Genomic DNA, 18,678 nt, shown 5'->3' with positions numbered 1-18,678 from the left:
AGAATTTCAAAAAAAAATGCACAGTTATTGCTTTTGTTCTGAAAATAATTAATTAAAAATGAAAAATCTTTTTGCTATTACTCTTCTGTTCATCATAGGTAATGTATATGGTCAAACAACAACATTAGACTCTATCCCAACAAAAAAACGAATTATACTATTAGACGCAGGTCATGGAGGAACAGACACAGGTGTAAAAGAAGATGGTTTTGAGGAAAAAAATATTGTTCTTAAAATAGCAAAAGTAATTAAAGACGAAAATCCATTTAGTGATATTGATTTTGTTTTATTACGCGAAGATGACGAACAAATTATTAATACCAATCGTGCTAATTTAATTAATGAAATAAAACCAGACTTGGTTTTATCTATACATGCAAATTACAATGTAAAAAATACTAAAAAGGGTACTGAAGTACATATTTCGCCTATGAATCCTCACTTTGAAGAATCTAAAAAATTAGGAGAAATAATAGAAGCTAATATTACAGCTTTAGGACTAGAAAATTTAGGAATAATAGAAACAAATTCTAAAATTCTAAGAGATTCTAAAGTTCCAATTATCATGTTAGAAATTGGTTATTTAACAAATAACGATGATCGAAAATTTTTAATTGATGAAAACAATTATCCAAAAATTGCTCAGAAAATATATCAATCTTTAAGATAAAAAAAGCACCTCGATCGAGGTGCTTTTTTATTTATTAATTATTTAATTCTTAATATTCTCTTAACATTTAATTAACGTTCTATATTTACCTTTGCTGTCCTTTCTCGATATGATTAACGAGAAGGTAGATAGAAATTTGAATGATGATAGGACAGATTGTAGAGATACCAAAAGATTCTTCTATTTATATCCATGAAAAACCGTTCTTCTCTTCTAAAAAAGAAGAACTTACATGGAATGCTTCCCAAAGAGAATATTCTCTTTTTGATGGCTTTCTTGTAGGTGGACATGATGGTGTAGAAAATTTTATCTTAGGACAAAGCAAAGGTCTAAACATTAGTGGAAAAGCAGAATCTGTTTATATTATTGCAATTGATAAACACGATAATCGCTTATTTGTAGGACAAGGAAAAAATCATCCAGGATTATTTTCTACTATTTTTAAATTCTCTTCTAATGATATTACTTGGATAAAAGATTTAAATTTAAGTGATGAATTTCAACTTAAAGTTAATTGTAAATTATTCAATTCAGAACAACCCGCACATCTTTACAAATTTGGAAATGACATTTTTCTAGAATTTGACACAGAGATTTCAATACATTTCAGAAATTACTTAATCGAGCTTTTTTATGAAAATGAAAAAGTTGCAACAATCAATAAATATTAAAACAAATTAGAGCATGAAACTAAGATTTACATTCTTCAGTTTATTTTTAGCATTGTTTATATATGCGCAAACTGCACCAGCATATTATAACGGCGTTAATTTTAGCAAAACAAGAAACGACTTAAAAGAAGATTTAGTCTCTTTAATTACAAGAACTCATACAAATAAAACAACTTATGATGAGTTAAGACAGCTTTTACCTAAAAGTGATGCTGATCCACAAAATCCTAAAAATATGTTACTCATCTATGGTTATTCTGATAGTTCAGGAAAATACCAAAGAAGTAGAGCTAGCTCTCCTGTAAGTAACTGGAACAGAGAACACGTTTTTGCTAAATCTCAAGCTAGTCCAAATTTAGGAACTGCTGGACCTGGTGCAGATGGACACCACTTACGCCCTGCAGATATTTCTTTTAACAGTGAAAGAAGTAATATACATTTTACTGATGGTAGAGGAAATGCTGGTAAAACTGGTGGAGGATGGTATCCTGGTGACGAATGGAAAGGTGATGTAGCAAGAATCTTAATGTACATGTACCTTAGATATGGAAACCAATGTGCTCCTGACAGAATCGCAATGGGAACAAGTACATATTCTTCTGATATTCCTGACGTTTTAATTAAATGGAATGTTGAAGATCCTGTTTCTGATTTTGAAAGACAAAGAAATAATGTGGTTGCAGATTTCCAAGGAAATAGAAACCCATTTATTGATAACCCATATTTAGCTACAGTTATTTGGGGAGGACCAGCTGCTCAAAATACTTGGCCAAGTTCATTTAACGGTGGTGGAGAAGCAGATACTGAAAAACCTTCTACTCCAACAGACTTAAAAACGACAGCTGTTGAAGCAAATAGTGTATCATTATCTTGGACAGCTTCTACAGATAACAACGGTATCGGAGCTTATGACGTTTACGTAAATAATGTATACAATACGACATCTTACAGTAATAGTGCTACTGTAAACGGATTAAACCCTGCTACAACTTATTCTTTCTATGTAGTTGCAAAAGATTTTTCAGGAAATGAATCTGATAATAGTTTAGCTATAGAAGCAACAACTAAAGATGGTAGTAACCCAAACCCAGGAAATCCAGATCCAGGACAAGGAACAAGCTGTGGTACTGAAGATTTTGAAAATATGCCAAATGCTAACTCTTCTTACACACAAAGAGAATGGACTAACAGAGGAATTACATGGAAAGCTACAGATGCAAGAACAGACCAAACAATGGATGGTAGAGCAATCATAATTAGAAATGGTTCTCTTACTTCTTCTACAATTACTAGTGGAATTGGTTCTTTAAGCGTTAGATTATCTTTAATTTACAGTGGAACTTCAGGAACTTTTACATTAAAAGTTAACGGAGTAGAAAAAGGAAAATTAGCTTATTCTGCTGATGCTAAAACAGTAGAAATTAACGATATTAATGTTGAAGGAAATGTTATTATTGAATTAACGAATGATAGTACATCTAATCGTGTATTAATGGATAATGTTTCTTGGACTTGTTATGAAAAAGAATTAGGAACAGATGATTTATCAAACAATAAAAATACATTAACTGTTTATCCTAATCCTATTACAAACAGTGAGTTTTACATTAAAGGACTAGAAAAAAATGAAACAATTGATATTTACAATTTAAGTGGTCAATTGGTACAAACTATTCGTAATGTTAACACAGATAGCAAAGTAAGATTAAACAAATTACCTAAAGGTGTTTATATTGTTAAAACAAAAAAACAATCAACTAAGGTTATTATAAACTAAGAATATTTTATTCTTGCAGAGAAAGGTCAGAGGTTAACTTCTGACCTTTTTTTTATTCCCATATTGGTATTGAGTAAAAATATATTTTACCTAATATTATTATTGTATTAATTTTTTACCTAACTTTATAACTATATATCAACCATTTAAATAATATGCATCATGAAAAACAAATTTATAAGTTATGAAGAGATTTATTATTTTTTTAGTTTTAGGATTATTTTTTCATCCTATTAACGCTCAGGTAGGGATTGGTACTGATAATCCTCAAGCTACATTAGATGTTAGAGGAAACCTTAAAGTTTCTACAGTTCCAACATCAACTACGATGACAAATTATCACGTTCTTGCAATTAACGATGGTACTACAGAAGTTACAATGGTAACACCAGCAACCTTATTCACTACACTCCCAACAACAACAAACACGACAGTTTATGCTGCAAAAAAGACTAGTGGAATGTCTTTATTATCTTTAGGATTATTTCCTTCTGGTTTTAGGGCTGTAAACTTTTTAGCTGCAGAAAGATCTTTGGGTGCTGCAACCTTATTTAGCGATACAGATAATACGTATATTATTCCATCAGATGGTATTTATGCAGTTAATTTTACTTTTAAATATGGTACAGGTTTGCAAGCCTCTTTATTAGCTAACTCTCCAGGAATTGGTATTGTTCGTACCAGGGCTGGTGTAGCAACAACTATAGATAACAGGCCTTTTTCTGGTGCCAATTTAGTTTTATTAAGTTTAACTATTTCTGAAACGGGTATAAGTTCTATATACTCTTTCCAAGCAAATGATAGAATATCATTTGGTTTAACTGGTTCTACGGCATTAGACGTAGGGTTACTCGGTGCTAGTACAGCCTCTTTCTCTATATACAAAATATCAAACTAATTTGAATAACAACTTATAAAGACTATTCTTAAACCTATTATATTTTAGTCGCAGTGATTAACCTATAATCAACTTAAGAGATAAAAAGAGTAATAACCTATTTTATAGTTTATTACTCTTTTTAATTCTAAGCTATCATCATTCAAATAATTCTATGATCTCTTCTGTAGTTACTTTCCCAAAATAGGTTGTCAAATCTTGTTTAAGTAAGACATCTTTTATAACTTTAGTTTCATGTTTAGTATCTATTAATAGACTTTCTAACTCTTCGATAGGTGCTGAAGCAAAGAAGTCTCCAAAGATTTTTGCTTTTTTAATAATTCCTTTTTCAACATCTAAATGAACTTCAATGAAACCAGCCGGTATTTTTTTAGCATTTTTAAAATTATAGTTAGGCGAAAAACCAAAATTCCAATCCCATGTTTGATATTTTGTTTTTATCAACTCTTCTACTCCAACTAAATCTTGATCTGTTAATGTGTAAAAAATAGATTGCTCATCTGATTTAGCAATTTCATCTATCAATAAGCTTTTTAAATCTTCTGTAGTCATTTCAGCTGGCAGATAATCAATTAAATTCGTAACACGAGAACGATTAGATTTTATTGCTTTATCTACATATTTAAGTGGATTAATCTTTAGAGCATCTCCCAATACAGACATATCCGAATTAAATAATATGGTTCCATGCTGAATCATTTTTCCATTCTTTGCTAGTTTCGCATTTCCACTAAATTTTTTACCCTCAATTAATAAATCATTTCTGCCTTCTAATTTAGCTGGCACATTTAATTCATTTAGTAATTTAACGACTGGAGATGTAAATTGTGAAAAATCCATGAAGTCATTTTTACCTAATAAGGTATGAAAGGAAAAATTTAGATTACCTAAATCATGATAAACTGATCCTCCACCAGACATTCTACGAACAACTTTTATATGTTGTTCTTTTACATAATCTAAGTTAATCTCTGCCAATGTATTTTGAAATTTTCCTACAATAATAGAAGGTGCATTTACATATAACAAGAATATATCTTCTGTCGGATATTGATATAATAAATATTCCTCTAATGCAATATTAAAATAAGCATCATGAGAAGGAGAGTCTATAATTAGCATTTGTATTTTATTTAAGTATTAATCCAAAAATAATTATAAACGATTATCTATTTTATGATTTTCTATTTAAATAGATAATCGTTGAATTGAATAACTTTATTCTAATGGAAATTTTGGTCGATCCATTTTAAATTTCGAACCATTCATTGCTTCTAAAAAAGATTTTAAAGCAGCCTTTTCATCTCTTGTTAATGAAAGAGGTTTAAGAAGTGGATCCGTATAAGGATAAAGTGGATCTTTTGCTTTTTCTTCTGCTGTAGGATCTATCATGTGCATTCCACTATTGTACAGATTAATTAATCCGTCTAAATCGTCAAAGAAGCCATTGTGCATCCAAGGACTTGTGTTTAATAAATCTCTTAAAGATGGCGTTTTAAACCTTCCTACATCTTCTGCTTTCTTCGTGATTTCGTAACGTCCTAAATCCTCAAACTTACGCTTGTAATAAGTTAATCCAATATTATGAAAAGACTCATCTGTTAAATATTTTCCGTTATGACAGTTCATACATCTCGCCTTAGTACGAAACAAATGCATTCCATAAATTTCTTGATCTGTTAATTTGTTATAATCTCCATCAATAAACTTATCAAAACGACTTGGTTGACTTTTAATAGATTTTTGGAAAGCTGCCAAAGCATTATTAATTCTTTTATTGGTTACTTTTTCGTCTCCAAAAGCATCTTTAAATAATTTTTTATACCCTTTGTATTGGCTTAATTTTTCTGGCAATTTATTCACGTCCATATCCATTTCATGCAAAGCAGAAAGTGGTCCATTGGCTTGATCTTCTAAAGTAGAAGCTCTACCATCCCAGAAAAAAGAAGTTCTTTCTGCAATGTTGTAAAGTGACTGTGTATTTCTAGTTCCTTCTAAATGATTATTTCCTAAAGAAACTTTTCTTCTGTCTGTCCATCCCATTTCTGGATCATGGCAAGAACTACACGAAATCTGATTAGATCCTGAAAGTTTTGGGTCGAAAAAAAGCATCTTTCCTAATATAACTTCTGGTCTATCATGTGTTGTAAAATAAGCTGTATCTCTTTGTATAGAAGCAAATTCTTTCCATTCAACACCTTTATCAATTGTAGGTTTTGGCCAAAGAGAAATATTTTTCTTGTAACTATTAATAATTTCTTGAATAGTTGGATCTTCTATATTGTTTAAATCATTTTTTACTACTGGAGCAAAACTTACTAAAAAGTAAGCACTGATAATTAAAAAAAGAACAACGACTTTATTTTTCATTTTATTTTAAAAGATAATTCCTACAGATAGTGAGGAATAATTATTATTTTTTGATTGAATTTTTGACTGAATAAAATTTCCACTAACAAACATTGTTGGTAATTTTTCCAATTTTATATCATAGCGCAAGTTAGCACCTATTGTTGTAATATCACTTGCTAAGTAATTAAAGTCATTTAAAATCCATGTATTAATAGATGCCTCATTTGGTCTGCTTAATGCATTTTTTGCTGATGAAACGGACTTATAATCAAAAAAAGGTCGGAAAGAAAGTGTTTGATTTGTTGCGATTTGTTGCACATAATCTATACTTGCTCCTATATTATTGTACTGGAATTTTTGTCCACTGTTAGGATAAACTCTCTGTTCTGTAATTTCCTGAAAGCTATAGTAAGGAATAAATGATAATCTAAACTTTTCTTTATTAAGAGAATAAAACAATGAAAAAGTAGTCGCTTCCTCGTCTCTTTTGTAAGATAAGCGTTTGTAAATAAGCGAGATTAACTGTGTATTATTAGAATAACCATATTCTATTCCTTTCGTTTTTCGAGAAAAATAATTTACTTTTAAACCAACACGGTTCTGATTAAATTGAAAGAATTTTGCTCCTTCAACCTCAACTAAATCTTTGTCTAAGTCTCCAACATAGAAAAAGCGATTTCCACTTCCTCTATAACTTCTCTCCATAGCAGATTGACCAAATTGAGCTAGAATATAAAAATCTTGAGAATTTCTATTACTAATCTTTCCTCCTACTTTATAACTATATTCTTCATTTACTGTACTTAATATAGATGATCCTCCACTAAAAAGATTATTATAAATCCCAAGTCCAGTCATTTGATAAACCAAAGGTTGACCTAATTGACTAACAAAACGTGTTGAACTATTTTGTTGGTATTTATATCCTTCTACAAAAGCACCTAAAGCTAAATTTTTATAAAAATTATAACCTAAACCTAATTGAGCTTTTAACTCAGATGTTGTATTATTTAATCTTGGATCTCGAGATCTAGAACCAAGTTGAGATTGATAACCTATTTGTGCTCCAAAAGATAATTTGTTAAATCTTTGCGCATATCCTCCTAAAAACTGATAACGTTCAACGTCGATATCTCCACCAACAGAATCTGATGAAATATAAGGTGCTACTCGATCAAAATCTAAATTTTCGTTCCATTTTACCTGTTTAAGTTTTAGATTTTCATAAGAAGCATTTCCCCAGATTACTTTTCTGTCATTTAGTTTTTGAAAAGAATTGGTAAAAACACCAAATCCCTTTTCTCCAGAGCCTTTCTGCTGACGATATACTTTATCTTTTTGAGAAAAAGTGGTTGCATTTAATTCGGAAAAAGAAGAAGAACTATAATCCAGCATATTTGCTGGATTATAGTAAATCTGTTGTTTAAAATCTCTTTCAGCATCATATTGATTTTTGAAATTTTGAAAAAGTGATAGACTATCTTGTGCCTTTGTTATTGAACAAAAACACAACGTAATCAAAAAAATTTGAAAGATTTTTAATGTTTTCAACATCAGTTATTTTTATTAATGAACGATACCATTTTTTAAACTAGGCTCAGCACTTCTGATAAAATCTACAGTAGAGTTGTTTGTATCTTTATAAACATTTTTACCATTTTCCATTTTACCTAACGTGTGACGACGTACTGATTTCCCTAAACGATCTGCACTATTCCATGTACCAACACTTGCCCAACCTGCATCTATTGAAGATCCTAATAATAATTGAGCAAAACGATCTGTTACACTATTATTCATTCCATCTACAATCCAAGTATTTGGAATTTCATACGTACTTTTCTTTGTGATATTACCCGCAGAGTTTACATACTCATAGCTGTATTTGTATTTCTCTAAGAAAGTTGTTGAAGTTTCTCCTTCTGGAAAACGAGCAAGTACATAAGATTCTACTCCACTACTGTGTAGGAAAAACATATTAAAATTCATTTGAGAATATATAACTGTTACATTTGGTACTGCTGGATTATCAACTTGACCTAAAGATGGATTTTCTGATGGAAATTCAAAATCTGCTTTACTCAAATCAAATGCTGTACTAGTAACTGAATTATGATTAATTGCATTATCAGCAATTACAATAAAGTCTCCTGGTTGTACTGGGTAATCTGTTCCATTACCTGGTAATACCATAACTCCTTTTACTGCAAAAGCTTTGTCTCTGTTGTAAGGAGTTACATTATTATCTACTTGAGATACAAATTCTGATTGTCCTAAAATTAATTTATCAGCGTATAATACTTTATCTGTATTGTTTGTGATTTTAAAATAACGACTTGAATTGTAGTTCTTTCCTTCTGGTGTTTTTACTCCTGTATAGAAAGCCTCTTCAATAATAAAATCTTCGTTAAATTGTTTAATATATAAAGAAACAGAAAGATTTGCAGTAGCAGCTGTAATGTCTACAGAAGCACTACCTCCTATTTTAACTTCTTCATTTTCTGTTGTAACAACTGTTCCATTAATAGTAATTTTATAAGATCCTTTAGGAAGCTCTAAACTATATGCATTCGCATCTTGAACTGTGTTAGTTGTTTTTGCTCCTGTATTTAATTCTACAGCTTCAATCTCTAATAATTTATATGTTTTGATATTATCTCCTTTGAAAGAAACTGTTAAAGTACTTTTCTGAACAACTTCTGTCCCAAAATCATCATCATTAGAACATGATACTAATGTATAAGTAGCAGATAAAGCTAAAAAGCTTAGTAATAAAATTCTTTTCTTCATATTGTTATTTATTTGTTGTTATTAAAAATTATAGTTTAATTCCATTCCAAAATATGGAGCTGGCTTTCTTTCTTGTTCAACTCTTACATTATTGTAGTAGTAAGGATTTTCGTAATTATATATGCGAGTAACAAACATTGAGGCTCTTAAAGCTTTATATATACTTTTTGTTACTTTAAGATTTACATTTAGTGTGTAACTTGCTTTACGTGAAAGTGGATTTGTAGTTGCCACGTTTCTTATTAACCATTGCTTATATAAATCGCTCTCATCAGCAATTGTATAAGCATGTGTTTGTCCTTCTAAATCTATATATCCCGTTGGTTTACCAATTATTTTTTCTCTTATATTGTGATTAAAGATTGAACCCTGAACAGAAGCTGAAAACGTTAAATCTAAACTTGGTACATACGTATCCATCATTAAATTGTAGTTTAAATTTGAGTTTTTGTAAGAATCATCGTTTTCATAAATTCCTATATAAGGAAATGATCCTATAGCTCCACCAATAGAAACACTTGGTTTTTCGTAAACTGGTATATCATTGTAATACTTTGTTTCGAACCATGCTCCACTTAATGTGAAACGAGTATTTATTCCTTTAAAACGAGGAGAACTATATTGGAACTCGATACCTTGTTTTTTTGTTACACTTCCATTTGCTGTTTGAGAATAAGCAGAATGTTCTGTAACAATACTATAAGGCACATTAGATAAATCTGGTCCGTTTGCTGTCCAATTATTAATATCTACTTTTGTTGCATCATATCTTCTATAAGAGTTAACGGTATATTGGTTAACTGAACGGAAACCATTTCTCATCCCTTCATTGTAATATGACACGAAAAAATTATGATGATTGTAAGTAAAATCTACTCTTATCTCTTTCTTAATATTTTTTGCAGCAGTTAATTCTTTGTTTTCTACAGACTGCACATAAGTCATATAGTTTACATAGCGGTATTGCTCATCATTATGATAATAGTTCAACTGCACATAATCTCTAAACTGCTTATTTGGATATAAATAATAAGTTGTTGGTTGTTTATAAAACTGTCCGTATCCTAACGTTACATCTACTTGAAGAGGTTTACCAGCAATCATAAATTGAGGTAGTCCATATTGGAAATTTAAACGTGGTTCTGCAAAAACTTGTTTGCTTATTTTATAAGATTTATCTACGCCTAATAATTTGCTTACACGTAAACCAGCATACAATGTAAAAGCATGATTGTTTATTTTATAATCTATTTTATCTCCTACAAAAGCTGCTAAATTCTGTGTAGCTGGAATGTCTTTAAAAGCTCTTGGTCGAGTAGTCATTGTAGGACTCGGTGGTTGTGTTACATCATATACATCTCCTCTACCATTATTTTTACTGTATCTCCAATCAGAACCAAGTTCATACGCATGAGTCATTCCTAGCAATACTCTCTTTCCACTTGTACGAAATCTAGCATTTATATCCAGAGGCTTACCATCTGTCATGTAATTTGCTATAAAAGTTGGTTTAGCATAAATTCCTACACTTTCTCCTGCTTCTGTTGAAGTAGGCAAAGCTCGTGGCCCCGAATATTGTACAAATTGTGTTTGCTCTATTCTATCTAACCCTTGCTGTATAGACGTATTAAATGTTACATCGTTGAAAAAGTATTTTTTAGGTAAAGTGTAGATAAAGTTATTTGCTACACTTACTCTTCTCGAGTATGATTTGTAAGAATCTATTCCTGCTAAAGAGTTATCTGGATCTAATTTTACATTATCTAAATTTCCTGCAAAATCTAAATTCGTTTTCCATCTTAATGGATAATTAAATAATTTTAATTTTAAATCTGAACGTATAGAAGCAGAAATACGCTGATAGTTTTGTGTATCATCGCTAGGATCCGATTGTGCATCTAAAAAATCAAAAGACGTATTTAAACTCCAATTGTCTTTTACTTTAAAACCTTTACCTATATAATATTGCTTACTAAATCCATCTACTTTTAGACGTGCTTGTAAAGGTGTTTTTCCTAATTTACGCTCTATTTTTATTAAACCTGTTGTTAAATCTCCATATTCTGCAGAAGGAATACCTCTAACAATTTCCACACTTTCTATATCATTTGTAGATAATGAACGCATATCAACTCCAGTAGCTATTTTATTATGAGCACTTGGTGCATATCCCATTTGTGATTGGTTAATTGATCGTTGCATATCCGAATTGGTATTTAGGATATTATCATCTACCATAAACTGAATTCCTAAAGATGAAGTCGCATAACCAGTTGGAACGCCTGAATTCTCTCTAATTAAAGCACGATTAGTAGAACTAAGATTTGGTGTTTTTGCCAATCCTCCTGGTAGCAATTCCATTAAATCTGAAAAGCTTGATGGTTGTAAATGCTCCATTGCTTTCCTATTAATAATAGATTTTGTTGTTAATCCTTTATCTTCTCTTGCAGTTAAAATAACCTCTTGCAATGCTATGTTATTTGATTGCAATACAATTATGAAAGATTGATCTTTAGTAAGAATTGGATTTATTTCTTTTGAGTGATAGTTATCGTACGATAAATTAATAATATGATGACCTTGTAATAATTCAAGATTTATCTCACCATTTATATCTGTATTAATTTTAGAAGTTTTGTCAATTAATATATTTACATTTTTTAATGCAATACTATCTTCATCAACAACTTGTATATTTATTTTATATTTATTTTCTTGCGCATTTACAGCAACAAAACAACAAATTGTACCTACAAACATTACGCTCTTCACCAACCGACTCACCATCATTAAAATAATTAGGAAGGCAAATTTAAGTTAACATTTTCGTAACATGTTATTTATTTAGACCAAATTTAAATAAAATTGATATAAATCATAATTTAGTCTAATTATAAATAATCTGATTTCTAATTCATTTTTAGGTAATTAAATTATTCTCAGTCGCTATCCTTACCAATTCAATCATATTCTTTGCAGCAAATTTTTGTAGTAAGTTTCTACGATGTGTTTCAACTGTAACAATAGAAATAAAAAGCTTTTCTGCAATTTCTGCAGATGTAAATCCTTGTGCAATAGCTTGTAGAATTTGTTGTTCTCTTTTTGTTATTCGTGGTACTTCGAAATTATTTATTGCAGGTTTTAGCATAATCTCATGTACTTCCCTACTCAAAGCAAGGTCTCCATTAATCGAATTTTCTATACATTTAATAATCTCTTCTGCATCTGCATTTTTCAAAATATATCCATTTCCTCCATTTTCTAAGAATCGAAAAATAATGCTTCTTTCAGCTTGATTACTTATTGCAATTACAATAGTTTGTGGAGATTTTTGCTTAATCGTTTTACAGAAATCCAATCCACTTCCATCGCTTAAAACAATATCAAGTAAGACTATATCAATTTCATTTTCTTGAATAAAATCGACTATAGCAGCTCCTTTTGTAAAAGAGAAAATTGTATAATTTGTATGTTGTAGAAAAAGAGATTTTAATCCTTCTAAGATCATTGGATGATCGTCTACAATAGCTAATTTCATTTTACTATACATAACATTCAACATTTATAGTCGTTCCTTCTCCTTTGGCTGTAATAATATCAACAGTTCCATTTATCAATCGTCCTCTGTTTTCTATATTTTTTAATCCTAAACCTAACACAACCTCATCTTTATTAAACCCAATTCCATCATCTTCTATTGTAAGATTTAATAGATTATCATTCTGACTAATTTGGACAATAACATTACTTGCATGTGCATATTTTATAACATTACTAATTGCTTCTTGTGTAATTCGATAAAGTGCTAATTGTGTCTGAAATGGAATATCATTCGATAAATTAAAAGATTCGAACTGAATAAAAAAGTTTTTATAACTCATCGATTCACAAAGTTCTTTTAGTGCGATTTCTAATCCTAGATTTTTTAATGTTTCGGGCATTAAATTTCTAGAGATTCTTCTCATCTCCGCAATAGACTGATCTATTTTTTCTAACAAATAGATTGATTTTTTTCCTTGAGAAGAAGAAATAGACATTCTTATATTCGCTAACATCCCACCCATGCTATCATGTAAATCTTGTGCTATACGTTGCCTCTCTTGTTCTTCTCCTTGTAAAATAGCTTGTGTTGCTTCGTATTTACGTTCATTATCAATATGCAATAATTTTTGTTGATGGCTAATATTAATCTGTTTATTCAGTTTTTGTTGTTTTTTATAGTTAAGATAAATTAAACAAGCAATTATTAAAGCTAAACAAAGTGCAATACCTAAAAACATAACACGTAAATTTCTATTCTTAACAAGTAGTTGATTGGCCTTTTTATCTTGTTCTAATTGATTAATCGTTTGCTCTTTAACAGATGTTTGATGTAGCATCTCAAACTCATTCATTTTTTCAAGAAGTTTCTCTTGTTGTAAACTATCATTTAATGCACTCGATTTTTTCAACCAATCATAAGCTTGTTTGTAATCTCCTAAAACCTCATTAACAGAAGCTAATTGTGTATATGTAATTTTTCTATTTACAGATTCTTTGCTTAATACATTCTCCTTTAAAATTTTCTCTAATTGTAGACGTGCTTTTTCGTAATCCTTTTGCATTAGATAAACATTATACATTCTAAAATATAACATATGTAATAATTTATCTTGCTTTTTTCCTTGTGCTAATAATGCACCTTTTCTCAAACTAGTTAAAGCTTCATCATAATTTTGCTTTGTTGTATAATACAATCCTTCTTGATAAAAATAATTTGGATAATGTTGTGAATTTGGATAATCTTGAATAAGATTTTTAGCTTTATCTAAATATTTTTTAGCCGTCTGGCTATCTGGTTTATAACAATAGTTACTTACCAAATTGTGGTAAACAATTAAATGAATTGTTTTATCAGTAGGAATTTTATCCAATAATTGTATTGCCTTGGTATGATATTCTTCTGCTGTTTCTAATTGTCCCACAGACATAAATGTTATACCTAACTGTGTATAACTATAGGTAAGTAATTCTATATTTCTAGATTTTTCGGCTAATGGAATACATTTCTCTGTTAATGCTTTTACAAAAAAATCATATCCTTTTTTCTCTATCTGTATATAAGCATCATAATAGATTGCTTTTATTAAATACGCTGTGTTTTTAGGATCTTTTTCAAGTAGCGTTATAGCTTTTTCTAAATACTTCTTTCCTTCTACTTTATTTCCTTGGTTTGCATAAAATATTCCCTGATAATATGCTATAATTCCTTTCGGAATAACATTTTTTTTAGTTGATTGTAAAACCACATTAAGTGCTCTACTACTTTTTACTGGATCTGTTTGTGACCAATATTCTGATAATAAAAGATAGTTTTGTAGTTTAATTCTTTCATCAGTAGAAGAAATATTTGTAGTAATCTCATCTAAATATTTGTCCTCATCTAATGGTACTAATTGTTGTGCTTTAACAACTGTATTAAAAAGCAGAACAATCAACATTAAAAAAATATGCTTAATCATTTTATTGTATAATTAAACGTTAAATATCTGAATAAAAAATATTTTATTGAATGTTGTTTTTAAAAATTCATGGTAAACCATTAGAAAAAAATCATTGTTTACGATTATTGTATTAAAATGCTGGTTTTTTGAAATTTGTTTTATAAATAACTATAAAAACAACAATATGAAAAAAATGAACAAAAGATTTGCTTTCTTAGGAGTATTATCAGTTTTAGCATTTGGAACATTAACAAGCTGTAGTAGCGATGACAATAGTGGTGATATCTCTACTCCAGAAGGAACTAATTATAGAATAACAGTTACATTGGATAACGTTAATCCTGACGAAGATTTTGTTTCTGTTGTTGTATCTGGAGGAACTTTAAATGGAAAAACAGATGTATGGAAAGTTAACCAAGTTGTAAGACCTGGTGAATCTGCAATTGGTTTAAACAAAAATGATTTTGCTGGTGCAACAAAAACTTATGTAATAGAAACAACTCAACCAATTAGAGCTTTTGCTGGTGGAGTACAAATTATTAACTACGGTCCAAGTTTACCAATAAAATATAAAATTGAAAAAGGAAATGAAGTTATCGTAAACGAAGATTTAACGCTTTCTGGAGACGGTGCTGACTTTTCTAAACAATATTCTTTATAAATTGAATATTTAATAAATACGGTATTTAAAACGATTACTATACAATTTAAGTACTATAAAGACAATAGATTATTGACAAGTTTATCAAAAAAAGGTGTTTACAATTGTAAACACCTTTTTTGAATTAAGTTTCTTTAAACTAATTTATTTTATTCAATAATTTTTAATAAAAATCTTGTTTTTACAACGCTCTGTCATGTTGAGGCTCTCGAAACATTTTATAAAATATTATTCTAGCAATTTCCGTCTACATCACAAGAAGCACCATTATTATCAGCATTATCTTGTAAATGATCTTTTTCGTATGCTTGTGTTAATGCAGAAACAAAATATTCTACTGGTTGTGCACCAGACATTGCATATTTTCTATCTACAACAAAAAATGGAACGCCAGAAACTCCAATGTTACGAGCATCTAAAATATCAGAAGCAACATCAAAAACATAAGCATCAGAATTTAACATCTCTAAAATTTCTGTTTTATTTAGACCTATTTCTTCTCCTATTTCTGATAAAGTATTATAATCAGCTACATTTTTTCCATCTGTAAAATAAGCCTTAAATAAAGCTTCTTCTATCTCATTCCCTTTTCCTTTAGATTGAGCAAAATGAATTAATCTATGTGCATCACTGGTATTAACAACTTTAGAATTTTCTTGATTAAAATCTATTCCAACAGTTTTTCCCATTTCTGCAATCTGATTATTCATTCCAACAACCTGTTCTTCAGAAACACCTTTCGACTCTATTAAATACTCCTTAACCGAAGTTACTTCTGTTTTTGATAAATCGGGATTTAACTGAAAGCTTTTCCATTCTACTTCGATTTTATCTTTATATGGAATGTTTTCTAAAGCAGTTTCAAAATGTTTTTTTCCTATATAGCAAAACGGACACATTACATCCGACCAAATTTCTATTTTCATACACAAAATTTTAGGTGTAAAAGTCTGTAAAAATACGTCAATTATTTTAATGCTCTTGGTTATTTTTTACTTAATTTAAACTTTAAAATTTATTAACATTCTTTTGAAAAATAATTGTGCTAATTTGATTATAAAATTTGTTTAAGACGAGGTTTGAGTTACCTTTGCATAGAACCAAAAGAATGAAGTTATCATTTTTATTTCAAAACAAATAACGAAAAAAATAATATGTCAACACACGTAGTAGTCGGTCTTCAATGGGGTGACGAGGGAAAAGGAAAAATTACAGATGTATTAGCCGAAAAATCAGATTACGTTGTACGCTACCAAGGTGGTAACAATGCTGGTCATACGGTTTATGTAGGTGATGATAAATTTGTATTACACTTATTACCTTCTGGTGTTTTACAATGTAAAGGAAAATGTATTATAGCAAATGGAGTTGTAGTAAATCCGGAAGCTTTTTTTAATGAAATTGGAACATTAGAAGCAAAAGGTTTATCTACAGATCATGTGTTTATCTCTAGAAGAGCACATATCATTATGCCTTACCACATTTTATTAGACGAATACCGTGAGGAATTTGCAGGAAAAGATAATCAAATTGGAACAACTAAACGTGGAATTGGTCCTTGTTATGAGGATAAAGTTGCGCGTGTTGGTATTAGAGCAATTGATTTATTAAATCCTGAAGTTTTAGCAGAAAAAATTAAAGAAAATTTAGTGGTTAAAAATGCTTTATTCGAAAAATTATTTGATAAAGAACCATTAAAATTCGAAGATATTTACGAGAAATATTTAGAATATGGTGAGCGTTTAAAAGAGCGTATCTTAGATTCTGAATTAGAAATTAACCAAGCAATAGACGAAGGTAAAAATGTATTATTCGAAGGTGCTCAAGCATTAATGTTAGACATCGACTTTGGTACATATCCATTTGTTACTTCATCTTCTCCAACAACTGGTGGAGTTTGTGTTGGTGCTGGTGTTCCTCCAACTAAATTACAAAATTTAATCGGAGTTTCTAAAGCGTATTGTACACGTGTAGGAAATGGACCATTCCCTACAGAGTTAGATAACGAATTAGGAGAACAAATTCGTAAAGTTGGTCACGAATTTGGTGCATCTACTGGTCGTCCTCGTCGTACAGGATGGTTAGATTTAGTTGCTTTAAAACATGCTTGTATGATTAATGGTATTACACATTTAGTAATTACTAAATTAGATGTATTATCTAATATTGATACAATAAAAGTTTGTACTGCTTACAAAACTGAAGATGATAAAATTATTGATTACTTTACTTCTTCAACTACAAAATTAGAGCAATACGAAGCACAATACGAAGAATTACCAGGATGGACAGAGGACATTTCTGATGTAAAATCTTTTGAAGAGTTACCTCAAACTGCACAAGAATATATTCATTATATTGAACAATATCTTGGTATCGAGGTTTACTTAGTTTCTGTTGGACCAGAGCGTTCTCAGAACATTATTAGAACAACTTTATTTTAATAAATTATAGTTTATAGCCTAACTTTGTTGGGCTATAACTTTTTTGATATATTTTTTATGAATGAAATTTTAGAACGATTAAAGCAATTAGATTTAGGCATAGAAACTATAGTCCCAATAAAAGGCGGCGATATTAACGATGCTTTTCGACTTGAATCGTTTGATAAAAAATATTTCTTAAAAGTAAATTCATCTGCAAACTTTCCTAATCTTCTTAAAAAAGAAGCAAGAGGTTTAGATGCATTAAACAAAACCAATACTTTTTCTACTCCGAAAATTTTAAACATCGGAGAAATAGGAAAAGATTTCCAGTATTTACTTTTAGAATGGATAGAAACTTCTACTCCTACTATTATCGACTGGGAAAATTTTGGAAGAAACTTAGCGAAATTACATCAAAATACAGCGAAACAATTCGGTTGGAATGAAGACAATTATATGGCAATTGTTCTTCAACCTAATAAACAGACAGATTCTTGGAGCGAATTTTATGCAAATAACCGCATTATGCCAATGATGAAGTTGTTGCAAAACAAACAACTTATTACTTCTAAACAAGTAAAATCTGCTGAAAATATGTGTAAACAACTTGGTTCTATTTTTCCTAAAGAAAAACCATCGCTTATACATGGCGATTTTTGGAATGGAAATATTTTAGCTAATCAAGAAGGTGATTTTACCATTATAGATCCTGCCATATATTACGGACATCGAGAAATGGATATTGCACTTGCTAAACTTTTTGGTGGTTTTGATGATGCTTTTTTTGATGCTTATCAAGAAGCATTTCCATTAGAAAAAAATAGTGAAGAACGTTTACCAATTGCACAATTGTTTCCATTATTAATTCATGCATATCTTTTCGAAGGTTATTACGTGAAAGATGTACAAACTATTTTAAAGAAATTTTAAACAAAACAAACAACAATACA

The 18,678-nt window shown here is 29.7% G+C and carries 15 protein-coding genes; 7 read left to right on the top strand and 8 right to left on the bottom strand.

Features of this window, described 5'->3' with window-relative positions; all coding sequences use genetic code 11:
• Nucleotides 1-58: 58 nt before the first annotated feature.
• The 4 genes from BUA86_RS04100 to BUA86_RS04085 all read left to right on the top strand — a co-directional run bounded on the left by BUA86_RS04100 (nucleotide 59) and on the right by BUA86_RS04085 (nucleotide 4,016).
• On the top strand, nucleotides 59-670 hold the full coding sequence (locus tag BUA86_RS04100; RefSeq protein WP_072930106.1) for an N-acetylmuramoyl-L-alanine amidase family protein: 612 nt from the start codon (nucleotides 59-61) through the stop codon (nucleotides 668-670).
• 140 nt (nucleotides 671-810) lie between these two features.
• Entirely contained in the window at nucleotides 811-1,341 is a 531-nt protein-coding gene (locus BUA86_RS04095) for a tRNA methyl transferase PRC-barrel domain-containing protein (protein WP_083580296.1), read from the top strand.
• 13 nt (nucleotides 1,342-1,354) lie between these two features.
• Nucleotides 1,355-3,118 carry an endonuclease gene (locus BUA86_RS04090; RefSeq protein WP_072930102.1) on the top strand — a complete coding sequence of 588 codons (1,764 nt, stop codon included), beginning with the start codon at nucleotides 1,355-1,357 and terminating at the stop codon, nucleotides 3,116-3,118.
• Nucleotides 3,119-3,302: 184 nt separating this feature from the next.
• The gene (locus tag BUA86_RS04085) at nucleotides 3,303-4,016 is read left to right on the top strand and encodes a hypothetical protein (protein WP_072930100.1); all 714 of its coding nucleotides are present in this window, start codon (nucleotides 3,303-3,305) and stop codon (nucleotides 4,014-4,016) included.
• Nucleotides 4,017-4,154: 138 nt separating this feature from the next.
• Here the strand turns inward: BUA86_RS04085 and lplA are convergent, their stop codons facing one another.
• From lplA to BUA86_RS04050, 7 genes are all read right to left on the bottom strand, one after another.
• Nucleotides 4,155-5,138: a lipoate--protein ligase gene (gene lplA, locus BUA86_RS04080; RefSeq protein ID WP_072930097.1), complete on the bottom strand. Its 984-nt coding sequence runs from the start codon at nucleotides 5,136-5,138 to the stop codon at nucleotides 4,155-4,157.
• 96 nt (nucleotides 5,139-5,234) lie between these two features.
• Nucleotides 5,235-6,386 carry a cytochrome-c peroxidase gene (locus tag BUA86_RS04075; RefSeq protein ID WP_072930095.1) on the bottom strand — a complete coding sequence of 384 codons (1,152 nt, stop codon included), beginning with the start codon at nucleotides 6,384-6,386 and terminating at the stop codon, nucleotides 5,235-5,237.
• 6 nt (nucleotides 6,387-6,392) lie between these two features.
• Nucleotides 6,393-7,922 carry a DUF6850 family outer membrane beta-barrel protein gene (locus BUA86_RS04070; protein WP_072930093.1) on the bottom strand — a complete coding sequence of 510 codons (1,530 nt, stop codon included), beginning with the start codon at nucleotides 7,920-7,922 and terminating at the stop codon, nucleotides 6,393-6,395.
• Between the two features lie 12 nt (nucleotides 7,923-7,934).
• Nucleotides 7,935-9,158 (bottom strand): DUF4876 domain-containing protein, encoded by a 1,224-nt coding sequence (locus BUA86_RS04065; protein ID WP_072930092.1) that lies wholly within the window; start codon nucleotides 9,156-9,158, stop codon nucleotides 7,935-7,937.
• A 21-nt stretch (nucleotides 9,159-9,179) separates the two neighbouring features.
• On the bottom strand, nucleotides 9,180-11,918 hold the full coding sequence (locus BUA86_RS04060; protein WP_178300396.1) for a TonB-dependent receptor plug domain-containing protein: 2,739 nt from the start codon (nucleotides 11,916-11,918) through the stop codon (nucleotides 9,180-9,182).
• Nucleotides 11,919-12,078: 160 nt separating this feature from the next.
• Entirely contained in the window at nucleotides 12,079-12,696 is a 618-nt protein-coding gene (locus BUA86_RS04055; RefSeq protein WP_229731863.1) for a response regulator, read from the bottom strand.
• Nucleotides 12,697-12,700: 4 nt separating this feature from the next.
• Nucleotides 12,701-14,659, bottom strand: coding sequence for a tetratricopeptide repeat-containing sensor histidine kinase (locus tag BUA86_RS04050; protein ID WP_072930090.1), 1,959 nt, complete (start codon nucleotides 14,657-14,659; stop codon nucleotides 12,701-12,703).
• Nucleotides 14,660-14,834: 175 nt separating this feature from the next.
• Between BUA86_RS04050 and BUA86_RS04045 the strand changes: the two genes are divergently transcribed.
• Complete coding sequence (locus tag BUA86_RS04045) at nucleotides 14,835-15,302, top strand: hypothetical protein (protein ID WP_229731864.1); 468 nt, start codon at nucleotides 14,835-14,837, stop codon at nucleotides 15,300-15,302.
• 233 nt (nucleotides 15,303-15,535) lie between these two features.
• Here the strand turns inward: BUA86_RS04045 and BUA86_RS04040 are convergent, their stop codons facing one another.
• Complete coding sequence (locus BUA86_RS04040) at nucleotides 15,536-16,228, bottom strand: DsbA family oxidoreductase (protein ID WP_072930088.1); 693 nt, start codon at nucleotides 16,226-16,228, stop codon at nucleotides 15,536-15,538.
• Nucleotides 16,229-16,456: 228 nt separating this feature from the next.
• On the opposite strand from BUA86_RS04040, the gene BUA86_RS04035 reads away from it, so the two are divergent.
• On the top strand, nucleotides 16,457-17,746 hold the full coding sequence (locus BUA86_RS04035; RefSeq protein ID WP_072930087.1) for an adenylosuccinate synthase: 1,290 nt from the start codon (nucleotides 16,457-16,459) through the stop codon (nucleotides 17,744-17,746).
• 57 nt (nucleotides 17,747-17,803) lie between these two features.
• Nucleotides 17,804-18,658, top strand: a complete 855-nt coding sequence (locus BUA86_RS04030) for a fructosamine kinase family protein (protein ID WP_072930086.1) — start codon at nucleotides 17,804-17,806, stop codon at nucleotides 18,656-18,658.
• Nucleotides 18,659-18,678: the final 20 nt, after the last annotated feature.

Source organism: Chishuiella changwenlii (assembly GCF_900142565.1).
Taxonomy (GTDB): Bacteria; Bacteroidota; Bacteroidia; order Flavobacteriales; family Weeksellaceae; genus Empedobacter; species Empedobacter changwenlii.
The sequence above is the reverse complement of the archived record's forward strand: the minus strand, read 5'-3'. Positions and strand labels throughout refer to the sequence as shown.